Genomic DNA, 24,918 nt, shown 5'->3' with positions numbered 1-24,918 from the left:
CCATGACCCCGCACAGACACAGGCCCAGTAGAAAACGGCCGGTATTCATCGCCACCGGAATCGTCGTGTCGGCGGCGCTCGCGATCGGCCCGGGATACGCGTGGGGAGCCGGGCAGGAGCCCGATCCGCCGGTCTTCCGCCCCGCACTGCCGACGACGACGCCCGCACCGTCCCCGCCCGCACTGCCCGCGTCGCCGTCCCCGCCCGTACTGCCCACCTCGACTCCCGCCGCCCCCACGCCACCCGTCCCGCCGAGCCCCACCGCGCCCGACCCGGCGGAGCGGAGCCCGGCGTTCGGCGCCTATCTCGACTACGGCCCCGAGGGCGTAGAGCGGATGGCGGAGCTCAGCACCTGGCTGGGCGGCGCGGAGCTGCGCGTCGGCCACACCTATCTGCCGGGTGACGTGTGGAGCAATATCGAGGGTGCTCCGAACTTCTTGGAGAACTGGGCGCAGTGGCGGCGAGAGAAGGACGACCGGCTCTTCGTGCTCAATGTCCCCATGCTGGAGCGCAACGAGGGAGACGTCGGTGACCGGGAAGTCCGCTCGCAGCTCCGCAAGGGTGCCGCGGGCGATTTCGACGAGCATTTCCGCACCCTGGCCGAACGCCTCGTGAAGCTGAAGGTGCCCGACACGGTCATCGTGCTCGGCTGGGAGATGAACGGCACCACGTACACCCACCGATGCGGTCCCGACCCGGAGTCCTGGAAGAAGTACTGGAAAAGCATCATCACCACGATGCGTTCGGTGCCGGGCCAGAAGTTCAAGTTCGACTTCACACCGAGCCGGGGCCGCGACGCCATTCCGTGGACGCAGTGCTATCCCGGCGACGACGTCGTGGACATCATCGGCATGGACTCCTACGACCAGCCGGCGGGCCAGTCCTTCGCCGAGCAGGTGAGTGAGCCGTACGGGCTGCAGGAGCACGTGGAATTCGCTGCCGCCCGCAACAAGCCGATCTCGTATCCCGAGTGGGGTCTTTTCCGCAACGGCGACAACGAGGAATACATGCGGAAAATGCTCGTCTGGATGGACAAGCACAAACCGCTCTACAACACCGTCACCGACTACTGCCCGCACGGCGTGTGGCAGTGCGAGGACAACCCCAAGGCGTCCAAGGCCTACCGGTCCCTGCTCTTCGGCCGCAAGGACACCGAGCCGGCCCCGCAGCCGACGCAGCCGGTCGCGCCGACGCATCCGCCCAACTGTTCCCCGCTGGAGATGGGCGACTGGGTCGAGTACTGGCTCGGCGGCAAGCTGTGCATGCGCCTCGACTGGTGGAGCCGCCGCTGATCAGGCGTCGAGCGGTGGCGGTCCGGCTCAGGAACCGCCGCCGCGCTCCTCCCGCCGTCGCAGGTACTCCTTGCAGCGGCTGCGGGCGGCCGCGTCGCAGGCGGCCGCCCGCAGCACAGGGGCGGTGCGGCGGCTGGCCAGCAGGAAGCGGTGGTTGGTGACCGCCTCGGGGCGCCAGTGGTGTTTGTACGGCTCGTTGCCGCGAAGGAGGCTGAGCACGCGGGCCCGGTCGCCCTCCGCGTGCTCCGTGTTGGCGTTCAGGAGCATGGTCGCCACGTCGACCTTCCGCTCCCGCAGCCGCGGATGCGCGCCGTAGAGGTAGCCGCCGACCAGGCCGGGCGAGAGCAGCGTCAGGTCGGCCGCGACCACGGCGTCGTCGAGCCGGAACTCGGTGACGACCGCGTCGCCCGCCCTGACCATGAGCCCCACCGACCTGATCAGGTGCTCGGAGAACCGTGGCTGGAGGTGTTCGGACGTCACCTTCCGTCCCTGCCACTGGAGTTGGTGCAGATGAAGGAGGGTCCGCACCGAGGCGTCCACCTCGTCGTGGCGTACGATCCGCCGCTCGACGCCCAGTGCGTCGATCTTGCGGATGTTGGCGCGCACCCGCTGGGCCCGCCGCGCGGGCAGCCGGCCGAGCAGTTCGCCCATGGAGGCCGCGGGCAGTTCGAGGCAGAGCGAGTCCGTCAGGCGCAGCCGGGGCCCGCGCCACCGTTCGTAGATCCGCTCCACGGCGGCACCCGACCTGACCTCGCGGAAGTCGATCAGCGCGCCGCGTGCCAGCCTCGACAGGCCGTCGGCGAGCGCCTCCAAGGCCTCATCGGCGCATGCGTCGTCGAGCAGCACATCGGTGAAGTCGGAGATGGCGCCGCCCAGCGGCACAAGCGCCGGGAGCGGCAGATACGTCCGCATCAGCGGCGCGGCGGCGACGAGCTCGCCGTCCCTGCGCACGAGCACCACCCGGAGCCGGCCGCGCCTGCCGTAGGAGAGCCACCACGAGTGCAGCCACGCATGGCTCTGGAAGGGCGTCGCCGTCCGGCAGCGGCGGTGCAGCCGCGCCCACGCCGCCGCGAGCCCCCCGAACTCCCCCTGGTCCGTGCAGACTTCGGCGGTCAGGGCGGGGCCGTGCGGGGCCATCACGTCTCCCGGCCGAGATCGGCGGCCTGCGCGGGTCCCGGCACGGGGGCCGCCACCGGCTCCTCGGTGCGCCGGGGCCGTACGAGCAGGGCGAGGCCGCCGAGCAGGCCGCCCGCGCTCGCGCCCACCAGGGCCGTCATGGGCGGTGCCGCCGACGCGGGCGCCTCCGGCTTGATCGCCCGGGAGAGCTGGAGCAGCCGTACCTGCGTGCTGTCCTTGGTGTGGTTGGCGTTGTTGGTCAGGGACCGGGACACGGCGTTGGCGATGTCGCGCGCCTTGCCGGGCTTGGCGGCGGTCGCCGAGATGGAGATCATCGGCGCGTCGGGCGAGGTGGCCGCCTGCACGCTGTCGCGCAGCGTCTGCGGCGACACCCCCGACTCGACCTGGGCGTCGCCGAGCACCGCGAGCTGGGTGGCGACGCGGCCGTACGCCTGGGCGAAGCCGAGCGCCGCGGTGGGGTCGGACTTCTCCTGCGGCACGGCGAGCACGTAACTCGTGGCCGTGTACGTCGGTGTCTTCACCACGCCGTACGCGCCACCGGCGATGGCGCCGGCCAGCGCGCCCGCCGGCAGCAGCCACCACGCGGGAAGGCGCTTGACGCGGCCGAGCACCGTGGCGGGCGGTCCTGCCGGGCGGTGCCTTCTCTTGAGGGTTTCGGTCATCGGGAACTCACTCTCGGGGTCGAGCGTCTCGGGTCGGGCATCTCGGCGTCGGGCGTCTCGGGGTCGGTTCTGCGGCAGCTGTCTCGTACACACGCATCAGCTGATCGGCGCTGCGCGTGATGCTGTAGTGGTGCGCGGCGTCCAGCAGCAGCCGAGGCCGCGGCCCCGCGTCCCGGGCCCGCAGCAGCGCCCGGGCGAACGACTCCGGGTCCCCCTGGACACGCAGCGCCCCGCCGGACGCGCCTGGCGGCAGATCCTCGACGGCCGGGCACCTGACGTAGAGCACCGGCAGACCGGCGGCGAGACCCTCGACCACGGCCAGGCCGAAGGCCTCCTCGGGCGAGGGCGACGCGAGGACGTCCATCGCGGCGAGGAGCGCGGGCAGGTCGCCGCCCTCCGCGGCCGTGTCCGCGGCCAGGTACGGGCGCTCCCCGGCGAACAACACCCTTTCCGCGACGCCCAGTTCACGCGCGGTCGCGCGCAGCCTCGCCTCGTCAGGGCCGCCGCCGACGAGCAGAAGGCGTACGTCACCGGGCAGCGCGGCCAGGGCGTGCAGCAGGACGTCGAAGCGCTTGCCCGCCGCGAGCCGCCCCACCCCGCCGACGACGAACGCCTCGTCGGGAAGGCCCAGTTGGCGGCGGGCCGCGATCCGGGCCCGTGGATCGAAGCGGAACGGCTCGACGTCGATGCCGTTCGGTACGACGTGAATGCGCTGCCGGGGCACGCCCCACCGGCTGAGCCGCTCGGCGACGGACGGTGAGACCGCCACGGTGGCCCGCCCGAGGCGCTCACCGGTCAGGTACAGGGCGCGGACACCGGCGGTCAGGGGGCGGCCCTCCATCTGGGAGTCGCCCAGGGAGTGCTCGGTGGCCACGACCGCCCGGGTCCCCGCGATGCGCGCGGCGATCCGCCCGTACAGGCAGGCGCGGTAGAGGTGGGTGTGCACCAGGTCGTAGCCGCCGCCCCGGATCAGCTGCACGAGGCGGGGCAGCGCGCCCACGTCACGGTTGCCGGCCATGCCCAGGTGGATGACGCGCACCCCGTCGGCCGTCAGACCGTCGGCGACCGGGCCGGGGTTGGTGAGGGTCACGACATCACAGGAGGCGGGCAAGTGCCTTAGCAGCAGCCGCAGTTGCTGCTCGGCGCCGCCGACGCCGAGGCCGGTGATGATGTGCAGGGCCTTCACGGGGTCACCACCGGTTCACCGGCCGCGCGGCGGCGGAACCGGTTGAGGCGCAGCTTCAGGTGCAGCCGCAGCGCGGTGTCCCGCCGGCCGATGTGGACACGCGGCAGGGCGTGGATCCCGGTCAGCGGGCCGGGAGAGATCGCGCACGCGTAGCGGTAGCCCGCATCGCGCACGGCGTCGACGACCCGCGCGTCGACCGTTCCGTACGGATAGCAGAAGCCCTCCACCTCGCAGCCCACGAGCTCGGCGAGGGCCTCCCGGCTGCCGCTGGTCTCCTGCCGCAGCACCCGGTCGTCGGCCAGCGTGAGGTCGACGTGGGTCAGGCCGTGCGAGGCGACCTCCATCCCCTCGGCGGCCGCGCGCCGGATGCCGTCGGCGTCGAGCAGCGACTTGCGCGGGCCGAGCGGATCCCAGGCGTTCTCGCCGGCCAGCCTGCCCGGCAGGACGAAGACGGTGGCGTCGAAGCCGTACTGGTGAAGCAGCGGCAGCGCGTGGTCGACGAAGTCGGTGTACCCGTCGTCGAAGGTGAGGCCGACCAGGCCCCTTCCCTCGCCGCGGGCGCGCGCGTCGAGGAGCCGCGTCATGCTCACACCCCGCAGACCCTGCCGCCGCAGCCAGCGCAGCTGGGCCGCCAGGCGCTCGGCGGGGACGGTGATCTCGTACGGGTCGTCGGCGCAGTCGTCCACGGAGTGGTACATGGCCACCCACATCGGCGCCTCGGGCAGCAGCCGCACGCGGCGCGGGCGGGATGCCCGGGGCGTCTCAGCCAATGCTGTGTCAGCGGACATGCGAGCGCTTTCGTGTGACGGAACGGATGACGGAGCGGATGACCGAACGGATGGAACGGGCGACGGGTTTGAAGGCCCTGGCCCGCAGCACCCAGAGCACCAGCGCGAAGACACCGGCGACGGTCAGGCTCCCGGCCGCGACACCGACCGGCGGGGACGCGACGCGCAGCGCCACGGCCGCGCCGAATCCGGTGGCGCACACCGCCGCGGCCGCCGGCTTGGCCAGTTCGGCAAGGACCCGGCGGACCCGGATCGGCACACTGCGCGGCCCCATCCCGCACAGCAGCACGACCGCCGTGATGCTGATGCCGGCCGCGTTGGCGAGCGCGATGCCGCGTACACCCCACAGGTCCACGGCCCGGCTGCCGATGGCGGCCGTCGCGGCCACCCCCACCGCCATCGCGCCCAGCGGGTACCACGTGACCCGATGCCCGGAGAAGTACGAGCGGACCAGCGCCCCCACCAGCGTGTGGCCGATGAGCCCCAGGGCGTACACGCGCATGACGGCCGTCGTGGCCGCGGTGTCGGCAGGGGTGAACGCACCCCGCTGGAAGAGGAGTTGGATGATCTGCGGCGCGCACGCGATCACCACGGCGGTGCCGAGCAGCACGACGCACGAGGCGAGGCCCAGGTCCCGCTCGACACGGGACCTGGCCCGCTTGACGTCGCCCTCGGCCAGGGCCTGCGCGACGACCGGGAGCGTGACCGTGCACAGCATCAGGGAGAGGATCATCGGCACCTGGGCGACTTTTTGCGCGTAGTTGAGGTGCGAGATCGCCCCGGCGGGCAGCGACGACGCGAAGAAGCGCTCGATGAGGACCTGCGACTGCCGGCACAGCGCGAACAGCAGCACGGTGGCGATGAGGGCGCCGCTCATCAGCCGCGCCGCCGACGCCTCGTCCGTAGCGGTGCCGCTCGGCGCTTGCGCCGCGCGCCGCCGCAGCTGCCACCAGAGCGACGGCGCCTGCACGGCCACCATCAGTACGCCGCCGATCGCCACGCCAAGGGCCGCGGACCGGACGCCGCCGCGCCCGTCGAGGAGGAGCACGGTGCCGATGATGCCGACGTTGTAGGCGACGTAGATGGCGGCGGGCGCCACGAACCTGCGGTGCGCCCGCAGCACCGCGCTGCAGTAGCCGGCGAGGCCGAAGCTCAGGACGCAGGTGGCGGTGAGGCGGGTGCAGTCCACGGCGAGCCGCGGGTCGGGCAGGCCCGGCGCGAGCAGCGCCACCAGGTGCGGCGCCTTCGCCATCAGGACGAGACCGACGCCCGCGAACGCCAGCGAGAGGCGGGGCAGCGTGGCGGCCACGAGCGCCCGTACCGGGTCCTCCCGCGCGCTGCGGCGGCGGGCCAGGGCCATGCTGAAGGCCGGTACGAGGGCGAACGCGAGGCCGTCCTCGATGAGCAGCGTGGTGGCCACCTCGGGCACGGTCCACGCGACCAGGAAGGCGTCGGTCTCCGAGCCCGCCCCGAAGAAGTGCGCAAGCGCCTGGTCGCGCCCGAGCCCGAGCACCGCCCCGGCCACGGTGAGCACGGCGGTGACGAGAGCCGCCTTGGCGAGAAAACCGTTGGAGGGGTCGGAGCCCTTGGGAGGCGCCGCCTCGGTGGCAGGGGCGGGCACCTTGCCGGACGGGGCGGCATCGACGGAGCGGGTGGTCGACGTCATCGCGGGACCTCACCGGCCAACGCCCGCCGGGACAGCGCCCACCAGGCGACGAGCCCGAGGACGACCGCCGTCAGGACCGTCGAAGGGCCGCCGATGTCGGCGTACGCGAAGTCCACAAGCAGCCACATGAGCAGCCCGCACGCGACCAGGCCGCAGTCGAGGCCGGCCGGTCCGCCGCGCACCTGCACCAGACGCCGCAGCCCGAGCACGAGGCAGGCCAGCCAGCTGCCGGCGAGGGTGCACAGGCCGAGCAGCCCCTGCTCGCTGAGGACGAGGAGATACATGTTGTGCGGGGAGAGCAGCGGCTGGCGGCGGAACTCCGCGCCCGCGCCGCCGGTGTCGCTGCCCGAGGAGAGGGCCAGCGACGCGTGGCTGTCGCGGTGGTCGGGGAACGCCTTGAGCCCGACGCCCGTCAGCGGCTTGTCGCGCCACATGTCCACGGCCGCCGCCCACATGGTGTACCGGTCGGTGACCGACTGGTCGGGGGCGTCGGTCACCTGCGTGATGCTGGTCATCCGCTCCTGCAGCATCGCGGTGCCGATCCCGAACCCGCCGACGAGTACGACCGCGGCGGCGGCGGTGGCCGCGAGCACCCGCAGCGCCCGCCGCACTCCCGCGAACGCCAGCTGCGCGCCGCACGCCACGGCCGTGGCGATCCACGCGCCGCGGCTGAAGGACAGCGCGAGGGGGACGATCAGGAGCAGCGCGCAGATCGCCGCCGCCCGCCGCTGCTTCAAGGCCGCCGGGCCGAGCGCGAGGGCGAGGGCGCACACCACGCCGTACGACACGATGGTCGCCATCCCCATGACGTCGGAGGGGCCGAAGGTGCCCACGGCCCGGATGTCCGAGCCCATGTAGGAGGCGCCCGTGCCCGTGACGTACTGGTACACGCCCAGCGAGCCCTGCCAGAGGGCGAGGCCGATGAGGGACCAGGCCACCAGGCGGAAGTCGCGGCGGTCCCTGACGAGTACGAGGACCGCGGCCGGCACCAGGACGAAGATCTGCAGGTAGCGCACCAGGCCGGTCGCCCCGGCGGACGCGGCGGACGCGCCGACGGCGGCGACCGCGACGCCGAGCACGGGAAGGCCGAGCACGACGGCGGCGGTCCGGGTCAGCGGCCGCCGCGCCGTGCGCACGGCGTGGGCCACGCACCAGAGCACGACGAGACCGGAAGCGGCGTCGGCGATCGTGCCGCCCCCGGATTCGGCGCCGCTCGACGGCACGGGCAGCGCGAGCAGCCCGACCAGCAGCATGACCGGCAGCACGGGCGCGGCCCCGCGCAGTGCCGCCGAGATCGCGGCGGCCGGTGAGCCGGGCGGGACGAGACTGACCGAAGCGCTGTTCACCGGGTCAACTCCCTGACGGGCGTACGAGGGAGGCCGCGGTCCGGAGCAGGATGCACAGGTCCTGCCAGAACGACCAGCTGTCGATGTAGGCGTTGTCGAAGCGGCACCGGTCCTCGATCGAGGTGTCGCCCCGCAGACCCTGGATCTGCGCGAGGCCCGTGATGCCGGTCGGCATGCGGTGGCGTTCCGCGTAGCCGGGATACGTCTGGCTGAACTTGGCCACGAAATAAGGGCGTTCGGGGCGCGGACCGACCAGGCTCATGTCGCCCCGCAGGACGTTCCACAGCTGCGGCAGCTCGTCGAGCGAGGTACGGCGCAGGAACTGGCAGAACCCGCTCATGTGCTGCTCGCCCGCGACGGTCCACCGGGTGGCCGCCTCGTGCGGATCGGCGGGACGGTGGGTGCGGAACTTCAGCAGGGTGAAGGGCCGCCCGTCCCTGCCGATGCGCTCCTGACGGAAGATCACTCCGGGTCCTTCGCTGGACCGCAGGACGGCGGCGCAGGCCAGCAGGACGGGGCTGAGCAGCAACAGCAGGATCCCGGAGGTCACCAGGTCGAGGCCGCGTTTGCTGACGCTGTGGTGCCGCTGCCCGGCCGGTGCGAGCGGGCGGCAGGGGAACCCGGCGATGCGCCCCGAGCGATACCGGCGGCCCGGTGCGTCGTACCCCGGCGGCTGCGTCGCGTCGACCGCCCAGACGTCACAGCCCGACGCGCTCAGCGACCGCAGCCAGCCGATCTGCTCCGGGCCCGGGTCGGGCCCGACGACCAGCAGGGTCCGCACGCTGTTCTGGATGACCGCGCGGCGCAGCTCCTCCAGCGTGCGCAGCACCGGCAGTTCGGCACCCTCCGCCGCTTCAGGACGCTCGCCCTGCGCATCCCCCACGATGCCCACGGGCCGCACCCCGGCCTGCGGATGGCGAAGCACCGCGTCGGCCACCCGGCGCGCGACGGCACCGGGGCCGACGACGAGCGCCGGTCGCGGCTGCCGGAGCACCGCACGGCGCGCCCGCAGGTAGACGGTGCCGCGCCCGGCGCAGCTGAGCACGCACTGCAGGGCGGCCGCCGACGCCAGGTTGGTGAGGGAGACCGGTTCGAGCGCGGAGAAGTTCGCCGCGAGGAGCCCTGCCGCGCCCCACGTAACCGCGATCTGCCAGGCCAGCGCGGGCAGTTCGTCGAGGGCGGAGGGCACGGCCACCCTGCGGTACAGCGCGGCGCGGGTGTTCAGGCTGGTCACACCGACGACCAGCATGGCCACCAGCAGGGGGTGGCGCTGCGGCGCGGCGAGGAGCATGGCGCCGAGCAGGACCGCGGCGCAGTCGGCGGCCAGCAGCGGGAAGGCCGCGGGGCGGCGCGCGGATGAGCCGAGGCCGATGGTCGTCCGCAGGCTTCGCCCGGCCGCGCGGGGAGGGACGACCGATGCGGTGGCGACGGCTTGGTCCGCGGCCCGTGGCTGCGCGGCAGGGGTGGCGACGCTTCGTTCCGCACTCACGGGTTGATGGACTCCCTGCACTCGGTGGGACCCACGCCCAGCAGCTCCCGGTACACGGCCGCGACAGCGTCCGCGGTGTGCCGCACGTCATGGGTGTTCCGTACGTGGCGGTGCGCCTGGCGGCCGAGCGCCGCGCACAGCTGCCGGTCGCCCAGCAGACCGGTGAGGGCCCGCGCGAGGGCCCCGGGGTCCTCCGCGGGAACCAGGCCGTGCGGCACGAGTCCGGGCGGCAGGCTCTCGCTCGCGCCGTCCACATCGGTGACCACGACCGGGCGTGCGCAGGCCATGGCCTCGAGCGGTACGAGCGCCATGCCCTCCCACCGGGACGGCAGGACGACGAGGTCGGCGGCCCGGTACCAGGGCGCGGCGTCCTCGATGTCCCCGGCGAACAGCACGGACGGGGGCGCCTGGCGGCGCAGCGCGGGACCATCGGGCCCGTCCCCCACCAGCACGAGCCGGGCGTGCGGCAACCGCTGAGCGACCGCCGCCCAGGCCCGCAGCAGTACGTCCTGTCCCTTCTGCCGGCAGAGCCGCCCCACGCACACCAGCAGGGGCGCCCCGGGCGCGAGGATCTCGTCGAGCCCGAGCGCGGCCCGGCCCGCATCGGCATCGCCGGGCCCGAAGCGCCCGACGTCCACCCCATTGGGGACGACCGACCAGCGGGCGGCGATCCCGGAACGCTGCCCGGTACGCCGCTCCGCCTCGCTGACACAGACCACGTGCGAGGCCCACCGAGCCCCGAACCGCTCCCACTGCAGCGCGAGTTGGGCGGTGACGCCGCCGACAGCCTCGAAGGACCACGCGTGCGGCTGGAACACCGTGGGAAATCGGCCGCGCACGGCGATGCGTGCCGCGAGCCCCGCCTTGGCACTGTGCGCGTGCACCACGTCCGGGCGGAGCTCGTCGACGATACGGGCGATGCGGCGCACCTCGTCCGGGAGCCGCGGCCCCGGCGAGCGCGTCGCCTCCCAGCGGTGCATGCCGCAGCCAAGGCCCCGCACGGCCCCCGCAAGACGGCCGCCGTCCGGGCAGGCCACGTCGACCCGCATCCCCGCGGACAGCTGGGACCCCACCAGGTCGGTGACCACCCGGGCCACTCCGCCGTCGACGGGCTGCGTGACGTGAAGGACCCGCGGCCAGAGGGGCGTTGATGACTGTTGCATGCACGGCGCCTTGCTCAGGGGGAAGGAGGTGCGCTACCGCTTCGCGTCGACAGCGACGAAGAGCACACCGGCCCAGCTGTTGGCGTACGCCGGCTTCTGCTCCCCATCCGCGAAAGAAAGGGCGCGCAGCATCACACGGCGCAGAAGCGGGCCCAGGGAATTGCGCATGACCGGCGTTGCCCTTTCGGGAAAGGTTCCGAACCAGGAGGGAGAATTGAATGTGAAAGTCACACTGACCTCGTGAACTTCCCGCACTCGTTCTGTCTAATGGCTTCAGGAGGAGAGCAACACTAGCCGCTTTTTGAATTTATCCAGGAAGGCTGACAAGTGTGTCGGATTCGTGAAGCACCGCGCGTCCACGGCCCGCCGGGAACACCGGCCGGAGGCCGCCGCGTAAACGCCGCGCCCGCAGATCACCCTTTTGGGTCCACAACCCCGGCGAGCGACGCCCGTTGATCCATGGGCCGGGCACTCCGCCTGCCGATGCATCAACTGACCAAGGAGCAACTCTCCATGTCGCGTACCGCGAAGGCTTTCGCCCTCACCTCCGTTGCCGCTGCCGCCCTGGCCGGCAGCGCCGGCATCGCCGCCGCCGACGCCGGCGCCAAGGGCGCCGCCACCAACTCCCGCGGCGTCGCCTCGGGCAACGCCGTTCAGGTTCCGGTTCACGTTCCGGTCAACGTCTGTGGCAACACCGTCAACGTCATCGGCGTGATGAACCCGGCCTTCGGCAACGACTGCATCAACCGCTGACACCTCGGCAGCTGACGCCTCAGCAGCCGGCTCTCCGCGACGGCCGTCCTCCCCTTGGGAGGGCGGCCGTCGTGCGTTCCGCTTCGCCCCGCGTGGACCCGCACGGCCCGCATGCCCCAAATGGCAGTCGCTCGGTTGCGGTCGGCCTTCACCGCTTTCACGGTGAACACAAGATCTGACGCATCATCGAAGGGAACATCCATGCGCGCTCTGCCCGCACGGCGTATCGCGACCTCCGTCCTTTGCGCATCACTCCTCCTCGGGGCGGCCGGTCCCGTCATCGCCGCCGAGAACGACTCCCCCCACGGCAGCGCCCAGGCGGCGGCCCGCGCGCCGGTACCCGGAGCGGACGCGCTGCTCGCCCAGATCAAGACCCTGGGCGACGTCGGCGGTGTGCTCACCCCGGTCACCGCCCTGCTCGACGCCGTCCTCAAGGCCGACAACGGCCAACTGCCCGCCGCGGAGGCCACGAAGCACGCCGACGCGGTGAAGGCCGCCATCACGGCGGCCACGGCGGCGGCGGCACCCAAGGCCCCCGCACTCCCCAAGACCCCCGCGGTCCCGGAGGCCCCGGCGGTCCCGGCGGTCCCCAAGGCCATGTCGAGTGACGACAAGGCGGCGGCCGACCTGAAGGGCGACGCCCTGAAGGCCCTTCAGAGCGCGGTCGACGCCCTGCTCAAGGCGGCCGCCGGCGGCGACGTCGGGGCGGTCGTCACCGCGGTTCCGATCGTGCTCACCAGCCTCGTCAACCTCATCGCCGCCACGCTGCTCGGCGGCGGCCTGCCCGTCCCCAACCTGCCGGGCCTGCCCGCGCTGCCGAAGCTGCCGACGGACGCGCTCCCGGTGCCGCTACCGCTCTGACTTCGAGTCAGCTTCCCCCGCCGCGTCGGCCTTCCGGGCCGGCGCGGCGGCCTTTTCATGCCCGCGCCCCATACCCTTCCCGCCGCCCATCTCATACGAGTATGAGACACCGCCTTCGTTCGGGTGGGTTCGTGGAATTTCCCGCCGCACAGAGTTTCCGCTGTACAGAGCGGTCGTTAGCCACGGCGAAGTGAACGGTGAGAATCCCCTCTGGCGACCACCCGTCGCCCAAGAAAGGAACACGATGAAGCCCCTGAAGGCTGCCGCTGTCGTTGCCGGATCCATGGTCATCGCTGGTGCCGCCGCACCCGCCTTCGCCGCCGACCTCACGCCCACCAGCCTGAACGGTGCACTGGACACGATCTCCACCCAGTCGACCCTCGACTCGTCCCCGGTAGCCACCAACGCCCTCGACACCGAAAACGCCAACTCGGTCGTCAACACCGTGAAGGGTGCCACGGAAAAGGTGCGCTCGGGCGGCAACGGCGCGCCGTCGCAGCTTCTCGGCGGACTTCCCCTCGCGAAGTAGAGCTGAATCAGAGCTCTGCTCCACCCCTTCCTCTCGGCTTGTCGCACCGAATGAAGGAAGCAAATACCTGGGCGTGTCCCTGCGGAAATCCCCGCAGCCGCCGGTTCGCCCGGCGTCATCTCCGGGCACCTGGGCCAGGTCCCGGTCCACGTTCCAGTGAACGTCTCGGGCAACACCGCCAACCTGATCGGCGCCCTGAACCCGGCGTTCGGCAACCAGGCCACCAACAGCTGACGCGCTCCCCCGAGGAGCGCCGCCGCGGGCGTACGGCGCGCGACGGCGAGGGCCGGTTCCGCGGATGATTCCGCGGAACCGGCCCTCGGGGTTTTCCGGGGCGCCGCCTTTTTTTGGGGGGAACTTCCGCCGTCTGAGCGGTAGTTGTGCGCGGAATCGCCACGGCCACGGTGAGACACACGACTACTGCAAAAGGGTGCCGAGCCCGCCGCCCCCCCCGAATTCAGTGAGGACCGCAGCCCATGCACACCGAGGCACCTCTGCCCGGAGCACGTACTCCGGAGGCCCGCAGGCCCGAAGTCCATACGTCCGAAGCACCCGCACGCCAGACGGACGCACCACCCGGTGTCGCCGGCACCCGTGCCTTCGCGCTGCTTCTGGTCATCACGGGGGCAGCGGGTCTCCTTGCCGCGTGGGTCATCACGCTGGACAAGTTCAAGCTGCTCGAGGACCCGAACTTCACGCCGGGCTGCAGCCTCAATCCCGTCGTCTCGTGCGGCAACATCATGAAGAGCGAGCAGGCGTCCGCCTTCGGGTTCCCCAATCCGATGCTGGGCATCGCGGCGTACGCGGTCGTGATGTGTATCGGCATGGGCCTGCTGGGCCGGGCCCGCTTCCCGCGCTGGTACTGGCTGTCCCTCAACGCGGGCACGCTCTTCGGGGTGGGGTTCTGCACCTGGCTGCAGTACGAGTCGCTCTACACGATCAACTCGCTGTGCCTGTGGTGCTCTCTGGCCTGGGTCGCCACGATCGTCATGTTCTGGTACGTGACGTCGTTCAACATCCGTAACGGCCTGCTGCCCGCGCCTTCCGGGCTGCGTACGTTCCTCGGCGAATTCACCTGGGTGCTTCCCGTACTGCACGTCGGCGTGATCGGGATGCTGATCCTGACCCGCTGGTGGGACTTCTGGACCAGCTGAATATCGGGGAATTGGTGCAACCGAGGGAATTCTGCGCTGATGCCGCCCGCGGGGTCGTTTGCCGGTCATGAAGACGACCACTCGAGGAACTCTTGCGGCTCTCATCACCTGCGTGGCCGCCGCGACCGCGTCGGGGACTCCGGCCGAGGCCGCGGAGGCCGCCCCCGTGGCCATCCCGCTCAACGGCCTGGAATGGGCCCTGGAGACGCAGGCCCCGGAGATCAGCACCGGCATTCCGATCCCCAGGCCGGGCATGCCCGACCGCCCTCAGATCGGGGAGGACCGGCTGTTCCCCGACCCGAACCTGCCGCAGATCCCGTTCGGCACCGTACTGCCTGCGACCCGGGTGGCGGCGCCCCTGTCCGACGCCCTCGGCAGTGCCGGGCCCGATCAACTCGACCTCACCGCGCCGGAATCAGACCTGAACACCTCGACACCGGGGGCCTCGATCGGCGCCCCCCTGACCCGCCCCCGGCGCGACCACCCCATCCCCGGGACGGCGCTTCCCCATGCCGCCCTGCACGCACCGGTGTTGCAGACGACGCCGGCAGCCGTGGCCGGCCTCACGTAAGGAGAGAACAGCGGGCATCGGGCGGGACGGGCGGGGGCCCGCCCGGCGCCGGCTCGTTCGACGAGGTCTATCAGGGGCGGCACATCCGCGGTTCGGACCGCAGAAAAGCCCCCGGCGGTGGTCACCGCCGGGGGCTTCGCGCCGAGGGTCAGCGGCCGTAGCCCTTGCCCTTGCCCTTGACCTTGCCCCCGTCGCTGTTCTCACAGGTGTTCCCGAACGCCGGGTTCGCCAGCCCGATGACGTTCACGGTGTTGCCGCAGAGGTTGACCGGGACATGGGCCGGGACCTGGACGAGGTTCCCCGACAGGGCGCCGGGAGAGCCAACGGCCATGCCCTGGGCGCCCGCGTCCGCCGCGGCCAGACCGGCCCCACCGAGCACCACGGCGCCCGTGCCGAGAGCGACGCCGGCTGCCTTCGCGATGCGAGACATCACGTTCTCCTTTGAATTGACGAGTACGGGCACATGGACACACCCATACTTTCCTCTCAACGGCGCCACTGACAGCAGGTAACGGCACTGATCAGTACATCATTGGCGAAATCTGCCGTAAGGCCGTGTCCACCACAGGGGAGAGCCGTTGCGCAGAACATGATTTCCACACGACGCATCGTTGCCGCCGTCGCTCTCGCCGCCGGGGCCTCGGCCCTGGCCGCCCCCGCGGCGAACGCCGCCATCTCGCCCATCTCGCCTATCTCACCCATCTCGCCCATCGACACGATCGACGGGCTCGCCAAGAGCGGGATTCCCGAGGAGCGCAGGGCCAAGATCCCGACCGTCGCCGGTCAGGTCGGCCAGCTGAGCGAGCTGGCCTCGCCGGACATGGGCTCCCTCTCCCCGGCGCAGTAGCCGGCGTGCGGGGCCGGGCCGGTCAGAGCTCGGCCCCCGTGGCGCTCAGCGCGTCGGTCACCGGCTGGAAGAAGGTCTCGCCTCCCGATGTGCAGTCGCCGCTGCCGCCGGATGTCAGGCCCACGGCCGCGTCGCCGGAGAACATGGCGCCGCCGCTGTCGCCCGGCTCGGCGCACACATCCGTCTGGATCAGGCCGTTGACGATGTCGCCGTTGCCGTAGTTCACCGTGGCGTCCAGGCCGGTCACCGTGCCCTCGGAGGTCCCCGTGGTGCTTCCGCTGCGGGTCACCTGCATGCCGACGCTCGCCTCTGCGGCCTGCGTGATCTCCTGCTGCGAGCCGTTCTGCAGGTCGACCGAGCTGGGCGCCTCGGTGGCCGGGTCGTCGTACTTCACCAGGGCGAAGTCGCTCTCCGGGAAGACCGATTCGACGACCGTGCCGAGCGGTTCGGCGCCTGCCTGATCACCGGTCCAGGTCTGCGATGCGTTGCCGCAGTGGCCCGCGGTGAGGAAGGCGGGCTCCCCTTGCAGCGTGACGTTGAACCCGAGCGAGCAGCGTGAGCCGCCGCCGAAGATGGCGTCCCCGCCCTCCGCGAACGGCTTGAACTCCCCCGCCGACCGCTTGACGGTCACCATTCCGTCCATGCTCTCGGCGGCCGCGTTCAGCTGGGCCAGGCCGTTGCGCGTGACGGTCCGGTCCGCGATCACGGACACCTGGTTGGTCTTCGGGTCGATGGACCACGAGGTGCCCGGCACCGATGCCTTGTCGCTCAGCGTCCCCTTCGCGGCCTTCAGCTCGGCGGTGCTGTTCTCCACCACCCTGGCCACCGCGCCCTCGGCCCGCGCGCGCTCGGCGGAGCTCTCGTCGGTGACGTTCATGACCAGTTGGCGCTTCTCGCCGTCGTAGAACCAGCCCGCGCCGCCGCCCCCGAGGTCCGCCGCGAGCGACGTACCGACCCGGGCCGCCGACCGTTGGGTGTACGCGCGTGCCTCCTGGTCCTGCTGGTCCTTGGCGCCGCTCGCGTTGGCGTGCGGGAGCAGCGTCGCCGCGGCGGCGATCGCGACGGCACCCGCCCCTATCAGCGCACCGGTCCTCTTGTTGACTCGTCGATGGCTCAAGTCGCTGACCTCCCATGAGTGTTGGCCACACCGGGGGCACGAGGGACTGGCGGCCCCGGTGTGACCGCTGATGCATCCACGTACGTATGGGAGGCGCGTGGGACTCAATGGGGGCGCACACGGAGGGCCGAATAATTCCCGTGCCCGTGGCCGGCCCGTTCGCTTAGGCTCGGTGTGCGCGCCGCGACGGCAAGGCGGTGCGCCTTTCGTCGAGCGATTCATGTGAGGGGGCCGGGCCATGTGTGACCGCACTGCTGCCCGCGCTCCCCGGTCGCGGTACGACGTGATCCCGGTGTCTTGGTGCGCCCGGTGACGGCTGCGCGGCCGTCACCGAATCTCCGCGACGCGAACAGCTGACTCCGCACTTCTGCTCTTCCGCTGTTCCGCTGGAGTCCCTTTGGAGTCCCGTCCGGAAATCGCGCTGCCCTGCTCCTGAGCACACCGAAAGGCCTTGGGCCATGCGCACCAACTTGCCTGCCCCGTCCACCCGTTCATCGGCGAACGTCCGCAATCTCGGCATCCTCGCCCACGTCGACGCCGGCAAGACCACCGTCACCGAACGGATCCTGTTCCTCACCGGCGCCACCCACAAGCGAGGCGAGGTCCACGACGGCACGACCGTCACCGACTTCGACGCGCAGGAACGCGACCGCGGGATCACCATCTTCGCGGCGGCCGTCAGCTGTGCCTGGGACGGTTCTCCACAGAGTGCATGTCTCATGAGACAGCCGCATCCTTGCGGCCTGGAAGAGAGTTGAGCGTTGCTCCGTGACGACTGAGCCCTGCGATGAGACACGCTACAACGATCCTGCCGCTCATTTCGCAGTGCTGGCTGCCGAGCGGCGCAAGGTTGGCCAAGGGGCCTGAAACAGAGCAGCCGTTGAGGCTCCCCACCAGCGCGTGAGAGTCGCCTAGGGTCCGTCCGGTGACCAGCGATTCCTTCATCACCCACTCGCTGGAGGACATACCCCTCCCTCCTCCGGCCGAGGTCACGATCGTCTTGATCCGTCATCGCATCGCGACGTGGAGCCCCGCCTTCCGTCCGCCGACCCGCCCTCCGACCGCCGGCGAAGAGCAAGTCCCCTCCGACGACGAGGCGCGCGAGGCCGTGCGCTGGTTGTGGGAAACCGTCGGCAGGGCGAAGGTGACAGCCACCGCCGACGGCAAGGTCAGCCAGTGGTACGAGATGGAAAACGCCGTGATTGACGCATACAGGGCCGTCGACCTTCTCCAGCGCCGCCCGCGCGATGCCCACCACCGCGATCTCACCTGGTACGTCACACATCGCTACATCGAGCACGCTCACGACATCTGGAGCGACCACTTCGCCGATCGCACGTCACGACCAGCGATGTGACGTTCGGGCCCGACGCAGCCCAGCAATCCAGGCCCCCGAGTGTCAAAGCGGGAAGAATCGACCGCATGGCACAAGAGCTTGCGGTTTACGACGACTCCCATGACTTCCCCGAAGGCGTCGTACTGCCCCCCTCACCCGAGGCGCGGAACCGGTGGGATGGCATGTGGGAGCGCTGGCAGGAAGACCGAGCGCGTCCTGTCGCCGAACGCGAGCGCCAGGCCCAGGAACGCCACTGGGAGGCCCAGGAGCGCCATCGGGAAGACCTCCGGCGGATGCGGGAGGAACGGGAGTCCCAGCGCGAGGAACGGGAGCGCGAGCGCGACGAGCGCGAACGCGCCCGGCAGGAACGTGAAACGCAGGCGCAGGAGGACGACAAGCGCCGGCGCGAAGAGTGGCAGCGTCAGGCCGAAGAACGGCTTCGCGTGTTCGCCGCACAGGGGCGGGAGCAGAGGGAGCGCTTGTTGGCGTTCGAGGAGCACCAGAGGGAGTTCTACACGTCCTTCCTTACCGATGCTCTCCAGCGCGTGGGCAGCGAGTATTTGCGGGCACTTGAGGAGCACCACCTGCGGGAGGGGGAAGAGCGCGAGAGCGCTCGCTTGAAGGAGCGGCAGGAGCAGGCGAAGGCAGATAAGACCAGGGAGCGGGCGCTCAAGGGAATGTGGGCAGCTCAGGAGGGGATGAAGGACAAGATCGAGGATTCCGCCCGAGATCTCCGCATCCTTGCAGACGTCATCCTGTCGATCCGCGGGCGCTTCCAGGCCCTGGAGAAGGTCCAGGAAGAGGACTTCGCTCAAGGGTCGGGGACTCCGGCGGCTGACGACACGCCGTGACAAAGTCGCCGCCTTCGAAGGAGAAATGCCACCAGCCCGCACGTCATGACGCAGGCGCGGGCCGGTGTGTCGAACTGTCCAAGCTGACCGGCAGCCTGCGTACCGCCCGCTGACCGGAAGCCTCCTGGCGCCCCGAGATCCGTACCGTGCAGCATCACCCTCATGGACCCCGCCACTGCTCTAGCCGGCGCCGCTCTCGCCGTCTCCCTTGCCTGCGCCGTCATCGCTGCCCGCGCCGCGCGCCGTGCCGCGCTCGACCCTGTCCGCTACATCTCCCAGCGTGATGCCTACCACTGCTTCATAGCTCTCCTCCTGCGCACCGGCGATGCCCTGGAAAAGCGCCCCTACGACGCCGAGCTGACCGAGAGCTGTCTGGAGGAGCTGAGCCGGGCCAGGGTGCGTGTCGCGCTGGAAGGCTCGCGTGACCTGAGATACCTCGCTGACCGAGCCCACAAAGCGGCCCGCCAAGAGCACCAGATACAGGGTGCCGAAGGGTTCGCTCCCTCCGGTTTTCCCGCCGCGGTGGAAGTCTTCAGCGACGCGGCGCACCAGTACCTCACCGGCGGAACAGTCCCATTGCGTCACCGTGGCTGGGTCGTCTATGTGAAGGACTGGGCCGACCTGGGCCCCCTGGGCAGCGGCCTGTTCATAGGGGGCGTCGCACTGGCACTGTTCTACCTGGCGTCGCGCCTCGGGCTATGGCCCTACGGATGAGCTGGAGCCACTCCCCGGGGCGGATTCGCGATCAATGGGATGCGCCAGCGAACAGCGTGCGCTTATTGGACTGCCTTTAAGGATGCCGATAGGAGGGGCAAGGTACCTCTGCGTAACGACTAGCAGTCGCACGACCAGCACTACTTACGGACGGTGAGAGGCGGAGTGGGGTACTCGGTACCGGGCTCCACAACGCGAGAATCCAAGCCTGTGACCTGCGAAAACGTTCCACCTTGCCCCGCATGACAGTTTCCTTAAAGCCAGGCCAACGGCTGATGCTCGCCGACCTCGCGGTACCCCATTCAGCGAGATGCCAGGACGGAGTCGATCGCCTCCTGGATCAGGTTTCGCTCTGGATATTCGCTGCCGGTGGTCTTGCCGTTGCGGCCTTCGGTCTCCGCCAGGTGCAGGACGGCGTGGGTGAGCCCGGCCAACGCCTTGACGATGGCGCTGTCCGCGCCGGTGGCCTCAGCGACGGCGGCCTGGGTGAACTCCTGGGCCTGCGCGCGATGTTCGTTGTAGTGGTGCGGGTTCATGCGGGGAGCGTAGCGGGGACCGGCGTGCTGGGGGGGCAGGCGTCTCCCGCTACGCGTGGCTTCCTGGTCAGGCTCGTGCGGTCGCCTTGATCGTGCGGGCGCGGTCGTACAGGTCGCGGGCGAACGCGTTGCGGGCGTATGGGCGGACGGCGGCGAGCATGGCCCGGTACCGGTCGTCGCAGCGGCCGGACTGGACGTGTGGGTACTCGTCGAGCATCTGGTGCCAGTGACCGCAGGCTTCCTCAAGGCGTCCGACTTCGAGTTTCCGCTCAGCCAGTAGTCCGAGGTGCCGTACGCGTCCGCGCCGGTAGACGGAGTACCGGACCCGGTCGGACTCCTCCAGCGATTCGATGGACTCGGTCTTGTCGCCGAGTTCGTAGCGGACCTGGGCGACGTGGTAGGCGAGCGAGGAGGGGTCGTAGGAGCCGAATGCCTTCGCCTTGGACTCGGCCTTCTCCATGGCCACCTCTGCCTCGCGGATCTTCGCCAGGGCCGTGATGCGGTCCCCGGCCTGGGCGGCGGCGTGGGCCTGCTGCCCGGCCAGGAAGGCGACCATGCGCGGGCCTGCCTGCGGGGATGCCGCTGAGGCAGAGTCGGCGAGGCGCAGGGACAGGCGGCTGTGCCCGAGGTCGACGGCCATGACGCTCATGCCGCGCAGGGTGGTGCAGTATGTGAGGTGGTCGTGGGCGTGCTGGGCCAGTTCCAGGGCCTTGAGGTAGTAGCGCTGGGCTAGGCCGTCCTGGCGCTCGTCCATGGCCATGTAGCCGGTCAGGTACAGGTGGTCGGCGGCGGCTGACAGCATCGCGGCGCGTACGTCGGCGGGGGCGTCGGCCTTCAGGTGCGGGGCGATGGTGTTGACCAGGAACGCGGCGGCCATGGGGCGGGCGGTCCGGCCGCCGAACTGGTCGTCCAGGTCGCTGATCTTCTCCGTCATGGCCATCACGGTGTCGACCTCGCCGTATCCGATCCGGGTGTGCGGATCACGCTTGACGGTGTCGAGGCGGTCGGCGGCTTCGGCGTACTCCGGGATGTTCAGGGCCAGGGCTGCCGAGAACGCCCCGGCAGCCCCCAGTACTGCCCTTCGGGTTGGGTCCATGTCCGCGCTCCCCAGCTCGATCACTGACGCCACCATATCCACGGCTTCAGCCGGCGCATTCGGGGCTGTGGCGAAGCCCGCTTCCCGTGGTGTGACGGGCCGGTGCAGGCGCCTGCTGAATGCCTCAAGGACGGCCGGGCGCACGCGGGTTCGGGGCATCGTGCCGGACAGCCAGTGACACACGGCGGAGTCGTCGTAGCGCAGTTGCAGGCCGTTCTCCGTGCCCACCCGGTTGACGGCGCGGGCTAACTCGCCGTTGGTCCATCCGGCCTCGCCAATGAGCGAGGCCAGGGCAGTGTTGGGGGTGCGGTTGGTGGCCATGGTCGCCCCCTTCCCTGAAATTCAAGGATTTCAACTCCCCACCCTGGCACGGCAATTCCCGGCCGCCCACCTGATCGGTTGACTCGATGTCAGCAGCAAGCCGTGCAGAGGGGACGGAGACGATCATGGATGGCCCGAGCAAGAAGCCCGAGCGACGCCCACAGATCGGCGATGAGGTCGAGTATGCGCCCGGCAAACGGGCGGTCCTCACCGATGTCCGCGAGGGGCATCCGATCCTGCGGGGTGCGGGCGGCCTGGAGTGGCCTGCCAGCGACCCGGACGGCCTCACCACGACCCGCACACAGGCCCAGCGCCGGTTGGACGGCGACGACCTGTGAACTCCACCCATCCGCGTCACAGCGACGCCATCGCCGACGCCGAACTCGCCTTGAAGCTGGCCGACGCGAGACCGACCGGTCCCGCCACGGACGCCTTGCGCGAGCGGCTGCGTGCCCACATCAGGGACCTCGCCGCCGACGCCGATGCCTACGCCCACTCGCTGGCCGACGGCCGGGCACGCGACATCGCCATCGACACCGTCCGGCACGCCCGCGCGGTCGCCTCCGACACCCCCCAAGACCCGGCGGCGAACCTGCGGCTCCTCGCCAAAGGCGCCCACCATCTCGCCCGCTACGCCGCCGCCGCACAAGGGCAGCGTCAGTGAGACAGCGATTAGCCGTGACCGCGTACGTCCTGACTTGCATCGCTGTCGTCGGCGGCCTGCTGTACATCGCGGAACATCCCTGACTTCGTCTATGCCGCTGGCATGGACGAAGGCGGTTCGGCCGCCGTCGGCGGCGGCCGAACCGCCGACCGAAAGGAGAGCACGGTATGACTGATCTGCCCTTCGAGACCGGCGACACCCTCGTCCGCTACAGGGTGCTCACCGGCGAGAACGACGACCCGGACCGCCGCGGTGACAAGCAGCTCGTCGCCCGGTCCCAGTGCGCGCTCACCTGCCCGGACACGGCCAGCATCGAGCGCACCATCGAGGCCCTGCGGTCCTCGGACGAACAGCTCAAACTCCGGCCGGACGCGGAGAAGTTCTACGACTGGACCAGCACATACATCGAGATGGACCCGGCCGTCCCCGACGGCGGACGGGTGCTGTTCGGTGTCGCCTGGTACGACGAGCCGTACTTCACCGAGAAGGCGACCGCCTTCCAGAACTCGATGCACCGGCACATGTTCAGCAAGCTGGGCGTCGCCCTGGACGCGATCGAAGTGACCCACTGGCGTGAGGTGCAACTGGCCGCCTGACGCCGCACGTTGGGGAGGGCCCGGCACCGCCGGGCCCTCCCCCTTTTCTGCCCGCACGAGCAAGGGAGTCAGGAAGTGGAAGAGATCGACCAGCAAGCGGCCCGCTGGGACCGGTGGGCGCCACACTATGACGGGCTGTCCACCGGCCGTCAGCCGCAGCGGGACGCGGTCCGGCTGCGCGAGCTGGCACCCAAGGGGCCCGCGCTTGAACTCGGCTGCGGCACGGGTCTGGTGGCGCTCGAACTGGCCCGCACCGGGACCCCGGTGACCGGCCTGGACGCCTCCCCGAAGATGGTGGACGCCTTCAACGCCAAGGCCAAAGCCGACGGCCTCTGGGCCCGCGCAGTGATCGGAGACATGACCCGCATCGAACTCGACCAGCGCTTCGCGCTGGTCTTCGTTGTGGCCTCAACCCTGTTCTGCCTCACCTCGCAGGAAGAACAGGTCGCCTGCTTCAAGGCCGCCGCCGACCACCTTCAGAAGGGCGGTGTATTCATCGTGGAGGCCCGCGTCCCGGACTGGCACCCCGAGACCCGGCAGGCCGTAAGCGTGCGCGAACTAAGCGACACCCATGCGCACTGGTCGGCCATGCTCCACGATCCGGTGACACAGGTCGTGCGGTCTCAGGAGGTCCGCGCGGATGAGAACGGAATACGGCTGCTGCCGATGGTGACCCGCTACGCGTGGCCCGCGGAACTCGACCTCATGGCCCGGCTCACCGGAATGCGCCTCCTGACCCGTCACGGCGACTGGGAGGGAGGTTCCTTCAACCCGTCCAGCACCCGGCATCTGAGCGTCTACACTCTCGACCCTTCGGATGCCCGCTAGCGCACAAGCCGGACGGAACCACAGTGGCCGACTCCTCCCACACCACCACAGCACACCGCCTGATCGCTTCCGTGTGGGGGGAGGACGCCCCCGCCGTGCTCGTCGCCGACCGGCGCGGAACCTGCCTGTGGCGGGTCGACACCCGCCACGGCCCGTACGCCCTGAAGATCACCGTCCCGTGCACGGACCCGCAGGGACACGTGGACTCCGAGCGCCTGGCGCTCGTGGAGGCGGAACTGCTGCTCGGGCTCGAAGCGGATCACGTCCTGACGGGCCTGTACGAGGCCCATGGCACGCTCCCCGAGGGAGTCGGGTCCTGGCTGGCCTTGAAGTGGGTGGGCGGCGACGACGCCGACGCGGCGTTCGCGAAGCTCCGCCACAGCCCAGATGCGGCCCTAGCCGCTTCCTACGCCGCGGCGATGTGCCGGGCCGTGGCTGACCTCCACGCCGGCGGCTGGCGTCATGGCGACCTCCAGGACGCCCACTTCATCCTCGATGGCTCCAGGGCCCACCTGCTCGACTTCGCGATGGCCCACGCACCCCGCCGCACTCCTGGCACCGGCCCCGTGGTCTACCGGGGTGCGTACGACTGGTTCATGTCCCCCGAGTTGGCGCACGACCGCCTCACCACCACCCCGGCCGATGACCTGATGCTGACATGCGCCTCCGAGGTCTGGTCGCTGTGCGCGGTGATCTTCGCGTGCTGGACCGGCACGTACCCGATCAGCTCGAAGACCACCACGCAGACCACGCCGGAACTGCGCAAGGAACTCAGCCTCGGGCAGGTCAAACCCTGGCAGGATGTGCGGCCGTGGCCGTACGCCTCCTTCGAGGAGATCATCACCAGCGGCCTGCAACACGATCCGGGGCACCGCCCCACCGCCCGCGACCTCCAGCGCGCCTTCGAGGAACTGGCCTAAGTGCCGTTGCCCAGGACACGGGCCCTGATGCGGCCGGGATGGTGCGCGGCCACGCCACCATGAGCACATGACAGAACCAGCACGTATCCGGCCGGTCCCCGACAACCCGGCGTCCACCGAGGCCGAGGCCCCGCGGTCCATCACCGCCTCCGGCTGGCAGGACATCCTCACCACGGCCGCAGGGTCGAGCCCGGAAGTCGCCGCATCGACGACCATCGCCTACATCGCCCACGAGGCGGCCGAAACTGCCCGTGCGTACATCGGGCAGAAGGGCCTGACTGACCGGGCCCGGATCAAGGCCCAAAGTGGCGCTCAGCCTGGCGGAGAGAGCGGCAACCAGCCAGAAGGTTGACCGCAGGGTGCCGCCGATTCGTGCCCGGCGTGGGCGGTGAGCTGTTCGGCGTCGAGGATGGCGACCCCTCCGGGCTCGCCGGCGTGGATCGGAGCCAGTACCTCATAGCCTCCTCAAATCCCAGGTCGGCGCTCGCTGGCTGG

29 protein-coding genes and 2 pseudogenes are annotated in these 24,918 nt (G+C 70.8%); 18 read left to right on the top strand and 13 right to left on the bottom strand.

Going from position 1 to position 24,918, the window contains the following annotated elements:
* Positions 1-2: 2 nt before the first annotated feature.
* Positions 3-1,292, top strand: a complete 1,290-nt coding sequence (locus tag OG453_RS23780; RefSeq protein WP_266870475.1) for a glycoside hydrolase family 26 protein — start codon at positions 3-5, stop codon at positions 1,290-1,292.
* 27 nt (positions 1,293-1,319) lie between these two features.
* Here OG453_RS23780 and OG453_RS23775 read toward each other — a convergent pair whose 3' ends face one another.
* The 9 genes from OG453_RS23775 to OG453_RS23735 form a co-directional block, all read right to left on the bottom strand.
* Positions 1,320-2,429 (bottom strand): GNAT family N-acetyltransferase, encoded by a 1,110-nt coding sequence (locus OG453_RS23775; protein WP_266870474.1) that lies wholly within the window; start codon positions 2,427-2,429, stop codon positions 1,320-1,322.
* Positions 2,429-3,091, bottom strand: coding sequence for a lipopolysaccharide biosynthesis protein (locus OG453_RS23770; RefSeq protein ID WP_266870473.1), 663 nt, complete (start codon positions 3,089-3,091; stop codon positions 2,429-2,431). Before OG453_RS23770 ends, OG453_RS23775 begins: the two co-directional genes overlap by 1 nt.
* 7 nt (positions 3,092-3,098) lie before the next feature.
* The gene (locus tag OG453_RS23765; protein ID WP_266870472.1) at positions 3,099-4,277 is read right to left on the bottom strand and encodes a glycosyltransferase; all 1,179 of its coding nucleotides are present in this window, start codon (positions 4,275-4,277) and stop codon (positions 3,099-3,101) included.
* Entirely contained in the window at positions 4,274-4,987 is a 714-nt protein-coding gene (locus OG453_RS23760; protein WP_266873105.1) for a polysaccharide deacetylase family protein, read from the bottom strand. Before OG453_RS23760 ends, OG453_RS23765 begins: the two co-directional genes overlap by 4 nt.
* A 67-nt stretch (positions 4,988-5,054) precedes the next feature.
* On the bottom strand, positions 5,055-6,731 hold the full coding sequence (gene murJ / locus OG453_RS23755; protein ID WP_266870471.1) for a murein biosynthesis integral membrane protein MurJ: 1,677 nt from the start codon (positions 6,729-6,731) through the stop codon (positions 5,055-5,057).
* Positions 6,728-7,984, bottom strand: coding sequence for an O-antigen ligase (locus OG453_RS23750; RefSeq protein ID WP_266873104.1), 1,257 nt, complete (start codon positions 7,982-7,984; stop codon positions 6,728-6,730). The genes murJ and OG453_RS23750 overlap by 4 nt, the downstream gene beginning before the upstream one ends.
* A gap of 97 nt (positions 7,985-8,081) precedes the next feature.
* Positions 8,082-9,566, bottom strand: coding sequence for a sugar transferase (locus OG453_RS23745; protein WP_266870470.1), 1,485 nt, complete (start codon positions 9,564-9,566; stop codon positions 8,082-8,084).
* The gene (locus tag OG453_RS23740) at positions 9,563-10,729 is read right to left on the bottom strand and encodes a glycosyltransferase (protein ID WP_266870469.1); all 1,167 of its coding nucleotides are present in this window, start codon (positions 10,727-10,729) and stop codon (positions 9,563-9,565) included. The genes OG453_RS23745 and OG453_RS23740 overlap by 4 nt, the downstream gene beginning before the upstream one ends.
* A 33-nt stretch (positions 10,730-10,762) precedes the next feature.
* The gene (locus tag OG453_RS23735; RefSeq protein ID WP_266870468.1) at positions 10,763-10,897 is read right to left on the bottom strand and encodes a hypothetical protein; all 135 of its coding nucleotides are present in this window, start codon (positions 10,895-10,897) and stop codon (positions 10,763-10,765) included.
* 345 nt (positions 10,898-11,242) lie between these two features.
* On the opposite strand from OG453_RS23735, the gene OG453_RS23730 reads away from it, so the two are divergent.
* The 6 genes and pseudogenes from OG453_RS23730 (at position 11,243) to OG453_RS23705 (ending at position 14,597) form a co-directional block, all read left to right on the top strand.
* Positions 11,243-11,482: a chaplin gene (locus OG453_RS23730; RefSeq protein WP_266873103.1), complete on the top strand. Its 240-nt coding sequence runs from the start codon at positions 11,243-11,245 to the stop codon at positions 11,480-11,482.
* 201 nt (positions 11,483-11,683) lie between these two features.
* Complete coding sequence (locus OG453_RS23725) at positions 11,684-12,343, top strand: hypothetical protein (RefSeq protein WP_266870467.1); 660 nt, start codon at positions 11,684-11,686, stop codon at positions 12,341-12,343.
* Between the two features lie 244 nt (positions 12,344-12,587).
* On the top strand, positions 12,588-12,872 hold the full coding sequence (locus tag OG453_RS23720; RefSeq protein ID WP_266870466.1) for a hypothetical protein: 285 nt from the start codon (positions 12,588-12,590) through the stop codon (positions 12,870-12,872).
* A gap of 96 nt (positions 12,873-12,968) precedes the next feature.
* Positions 12,969-13,106: pseudogene (locus tag OG453_RS23715) on the top strand (chaplin); the annotation flags it as partial.
* 242 nt (positions 13,107-13,348) lie between these two features.
* Positions 13,349-14,026 carry a vitamin K epoxide reductase family protein gene (locus tag OG453_RS23710; RefSeq protein ID WP_266870464.1) on the top strand — a complete coding sequence of 226 codons (678 nt, stop codon included), beginning with the start codon at positions 13,349-13,351 and terminating at the stop codon, positions 14,024-14,026.
* A gap of 112 nt (positions 14,027-14,138) precedes the next feature.
* A complete protein-coding gene (locus OG453_RS23705; RefSeq protein ID WP_266870463.1) occupies positions 14,139-14,597 on the top strand; it encodes a hypothetical protein in 459 nt (152 codons plus the stop codon).
* Positions 14,598-14,745: 148 nt separating this feature from the next.
* Here OG453_RS23705 and OG453_RS23700 read toward each other — a convergent pair whose 3' ends face one another.
* Positions 14,746-15,027: a chaplin gene (locus tag OG453_RS23700; protein ID WP_266870462.1), complete on the bottom strand. Its 282-nt coding sequence runs from the start codon at positions 15,025-15,027 to the stop codon at positions 14,746-14,748.
* 159 nt (positions 15,028-15,186) lie between these two features.
* Here OG453_RS23700 and OG453_RS23695 point away from each other — a divergent pair, with 159 nt between their 5' ends.
* The gene (locus tag OG453_RS23695; RefSeq protein WP_266870461.1) at positions 15,187-15,444 is read left to right on the top strand and encodes a hypothetical protein; all 258 of its coding nucleotides are present in this window, start codon (positions 15,187-15,189) and stop codon (positions 15,442-15,444) included.
* Between the two features lie 22 nt (positions 15,445-15,466).
* Here the strand turns inward: OG453_RS23695 and OG453_RS23690 are convergent, their stop codons facing one another.
* Entirely contained in the window at positions 15,467-16,561 is a 1,095-nt protein-coding gene (locus OG453_RS23690; protein ID WP_266870460.1) for a S1 family peptidase, read from the bottom strand.
* 458 nt (positions 16,562-17,019) lie between these two features.
* On the opposite strand from OG453_RS23690, the pseudogene OG453_RS23685 reads away from it, so the two are divergent.
* The 4 genes and pseudogenes from OG453_RS23685 to OG453_RS23670 all read left to right on the top strand — a co-directional run.
* Positions 17,020-17,259: pseudogene (locus OG453_RS23685) on the top strand (GTP-binding protein); the annotation flags it as partial.
* 227 nt (positions 17,260-17,486) lie between these two features.
* Positions 17,487-17,918, top strand: a complete 432-nt coding sequence (locus tag OG453_RS23680; protein ID WP_266870459.1) for a hypothetical protein — start codon at positions 17,487-17,489, stop codon at positions 17,916-17,918.
* 65 nt (positions 17,919-17,983) lie between these two features.
* Positions 17,984-18,748, top strand: a complete 765-nt coding sequence (locus OG453_RS23675) for a hypothetical protein (RefSeq protein WP_266870458.1) — start codon at positions 17,984-17,986, stop codon at positions 18,746-18,748.
* A gap of 162 nt (positions 18,749-18,910) precedes the next feature.
* Positions 18,911-19,462, top strand: coding sequence for a hypothetical protein (locus OG453_RS23670; RefSeq protein ID WP_266870457.1), 552 nt, complete (start codon positions 18,911-18,913; stop codon positions 19,460-19,462).
* Positions 19,463-19,764: 302 nt separating this feature from the next.
* Here OG453_RS23670 and OG453_RS23665 read toward each other — a convergent pair whose 3' ends face one another.
* Together OG453_RS23665 and OG453_RS23660 are read right to left on the bottom strand one after the other, a co-directional pair.
* Positions 19,765-19,998: a hypothetical protein gene (locus OG453_RS23665; protein WP_266870456.1), complete on the bottom strand. Its 234-nt coding sequence runs from the start codon at positions 19,996-19,998 to the stop codon at positions 19,765-19,767.
* Positions 19,999-20,065: 67 nt separating this feature from the next.
* The gene (locus OG453_RS23660) at positions 20,066-21,415 is read right to left on the bottom strand and encodes a tetratricopeptide repeat protein (RefSeq protein ID WP_266870455.1); all 1,350 of its coding nucleotides are present in this window, start codon (positions 21,413-21,415) and stop codon (positions 20,066-20,068) included.
* 125 nt (positions 21,416-21,540) lie between these two features.
* Here OG453_RS23660 and OG453_RS23655 point away from each other — a divergent pair, with 125 nt between their 5' ends.
* From OG453_RS23655 to OG453_RS23630, 6 genes are all read left to right on the top strand, one after another.
* The gene (locus OG453_RS23655) at positions 21,541-21,753 is read left to right on the top strand and encodes a hypothetical protein (protein ID WP_266870454.1); all 213 of its coding nucleotides are present in this window, start codon (positions 21,541-21,543) and stop codon (positions 21,751-21,753) included.
* Positions 21,750-22,079, top strand: a complete 330-nt coding sequence (locus OG453_RS23650) for a DUF6415 family natural product biosynthesis protein (RefSeq protein ID WP_266870453.1) — start codon at positions 21,750-21,752, stop codon at positions 22,077-22,079. Before OG453_RS23655 ends, OG453_RS23650 begins: the two co-directional genes overlap by 4 nt.
* Before the next feature lie 167 nt (positions 22,080-22,246).
* Entirely contained in the window at positions 22,247-22,675 is a 429-nt protein-coding gene (locus tag OG453_RS23645) for a hypothetical protein (protein ID WP_266870452.1), read from the top strand.
* Positions 22,676-22,750: 75 nt separating this feature from the next.
* A complete protein-coding gene (locus OG453_RS23640; RefSeq protein WP_266870451.1) occupies positions 22,751-23,503 on the top strand; it encodes a class I SAM-dependent methyltransferase in 753 nt (250 codons plus the stop codon).
* A gap of 23 nt (positions 23,504-23,526) precedes the next feature.
* Positions 23,527-24,423, top strand: a complete 897-nt coding sequence (locus OG453_RS23635) for a hypothetical protein (RefSeq protein ID WP_266870450.1) — start codon at positions 23,527-23,529, stop codon at positions 24,421-24,423.
* A 67-nt stretch (positions 24,424-24,490) separates the two neighbouring features.
* A complete protein-coding gene (locus tag OG453_RS23630; protein WP_266870449.1) occupies positions 24,491-24,775 on the top strand; it encodes a hypothetical protein in 285 nt (94 codons plus the stop codon).
* Positions 24,776-24,918 lie beyond the last annotated feature (143 nt).

It is taken from the genome of Streptomyces sp. NBC_01381, from assembly GCF_026340305.1.
Taxonomy (GTDB): Bacteria; Actinomycetota; Actinomycetes; order Streptomycetales; family Streptomycetaceae; genus Streptomyces.
Note: the sequence above shows the minus strand (reverse complement) of the source record. Positions and strands in the feature narration are given on the sequence as shown.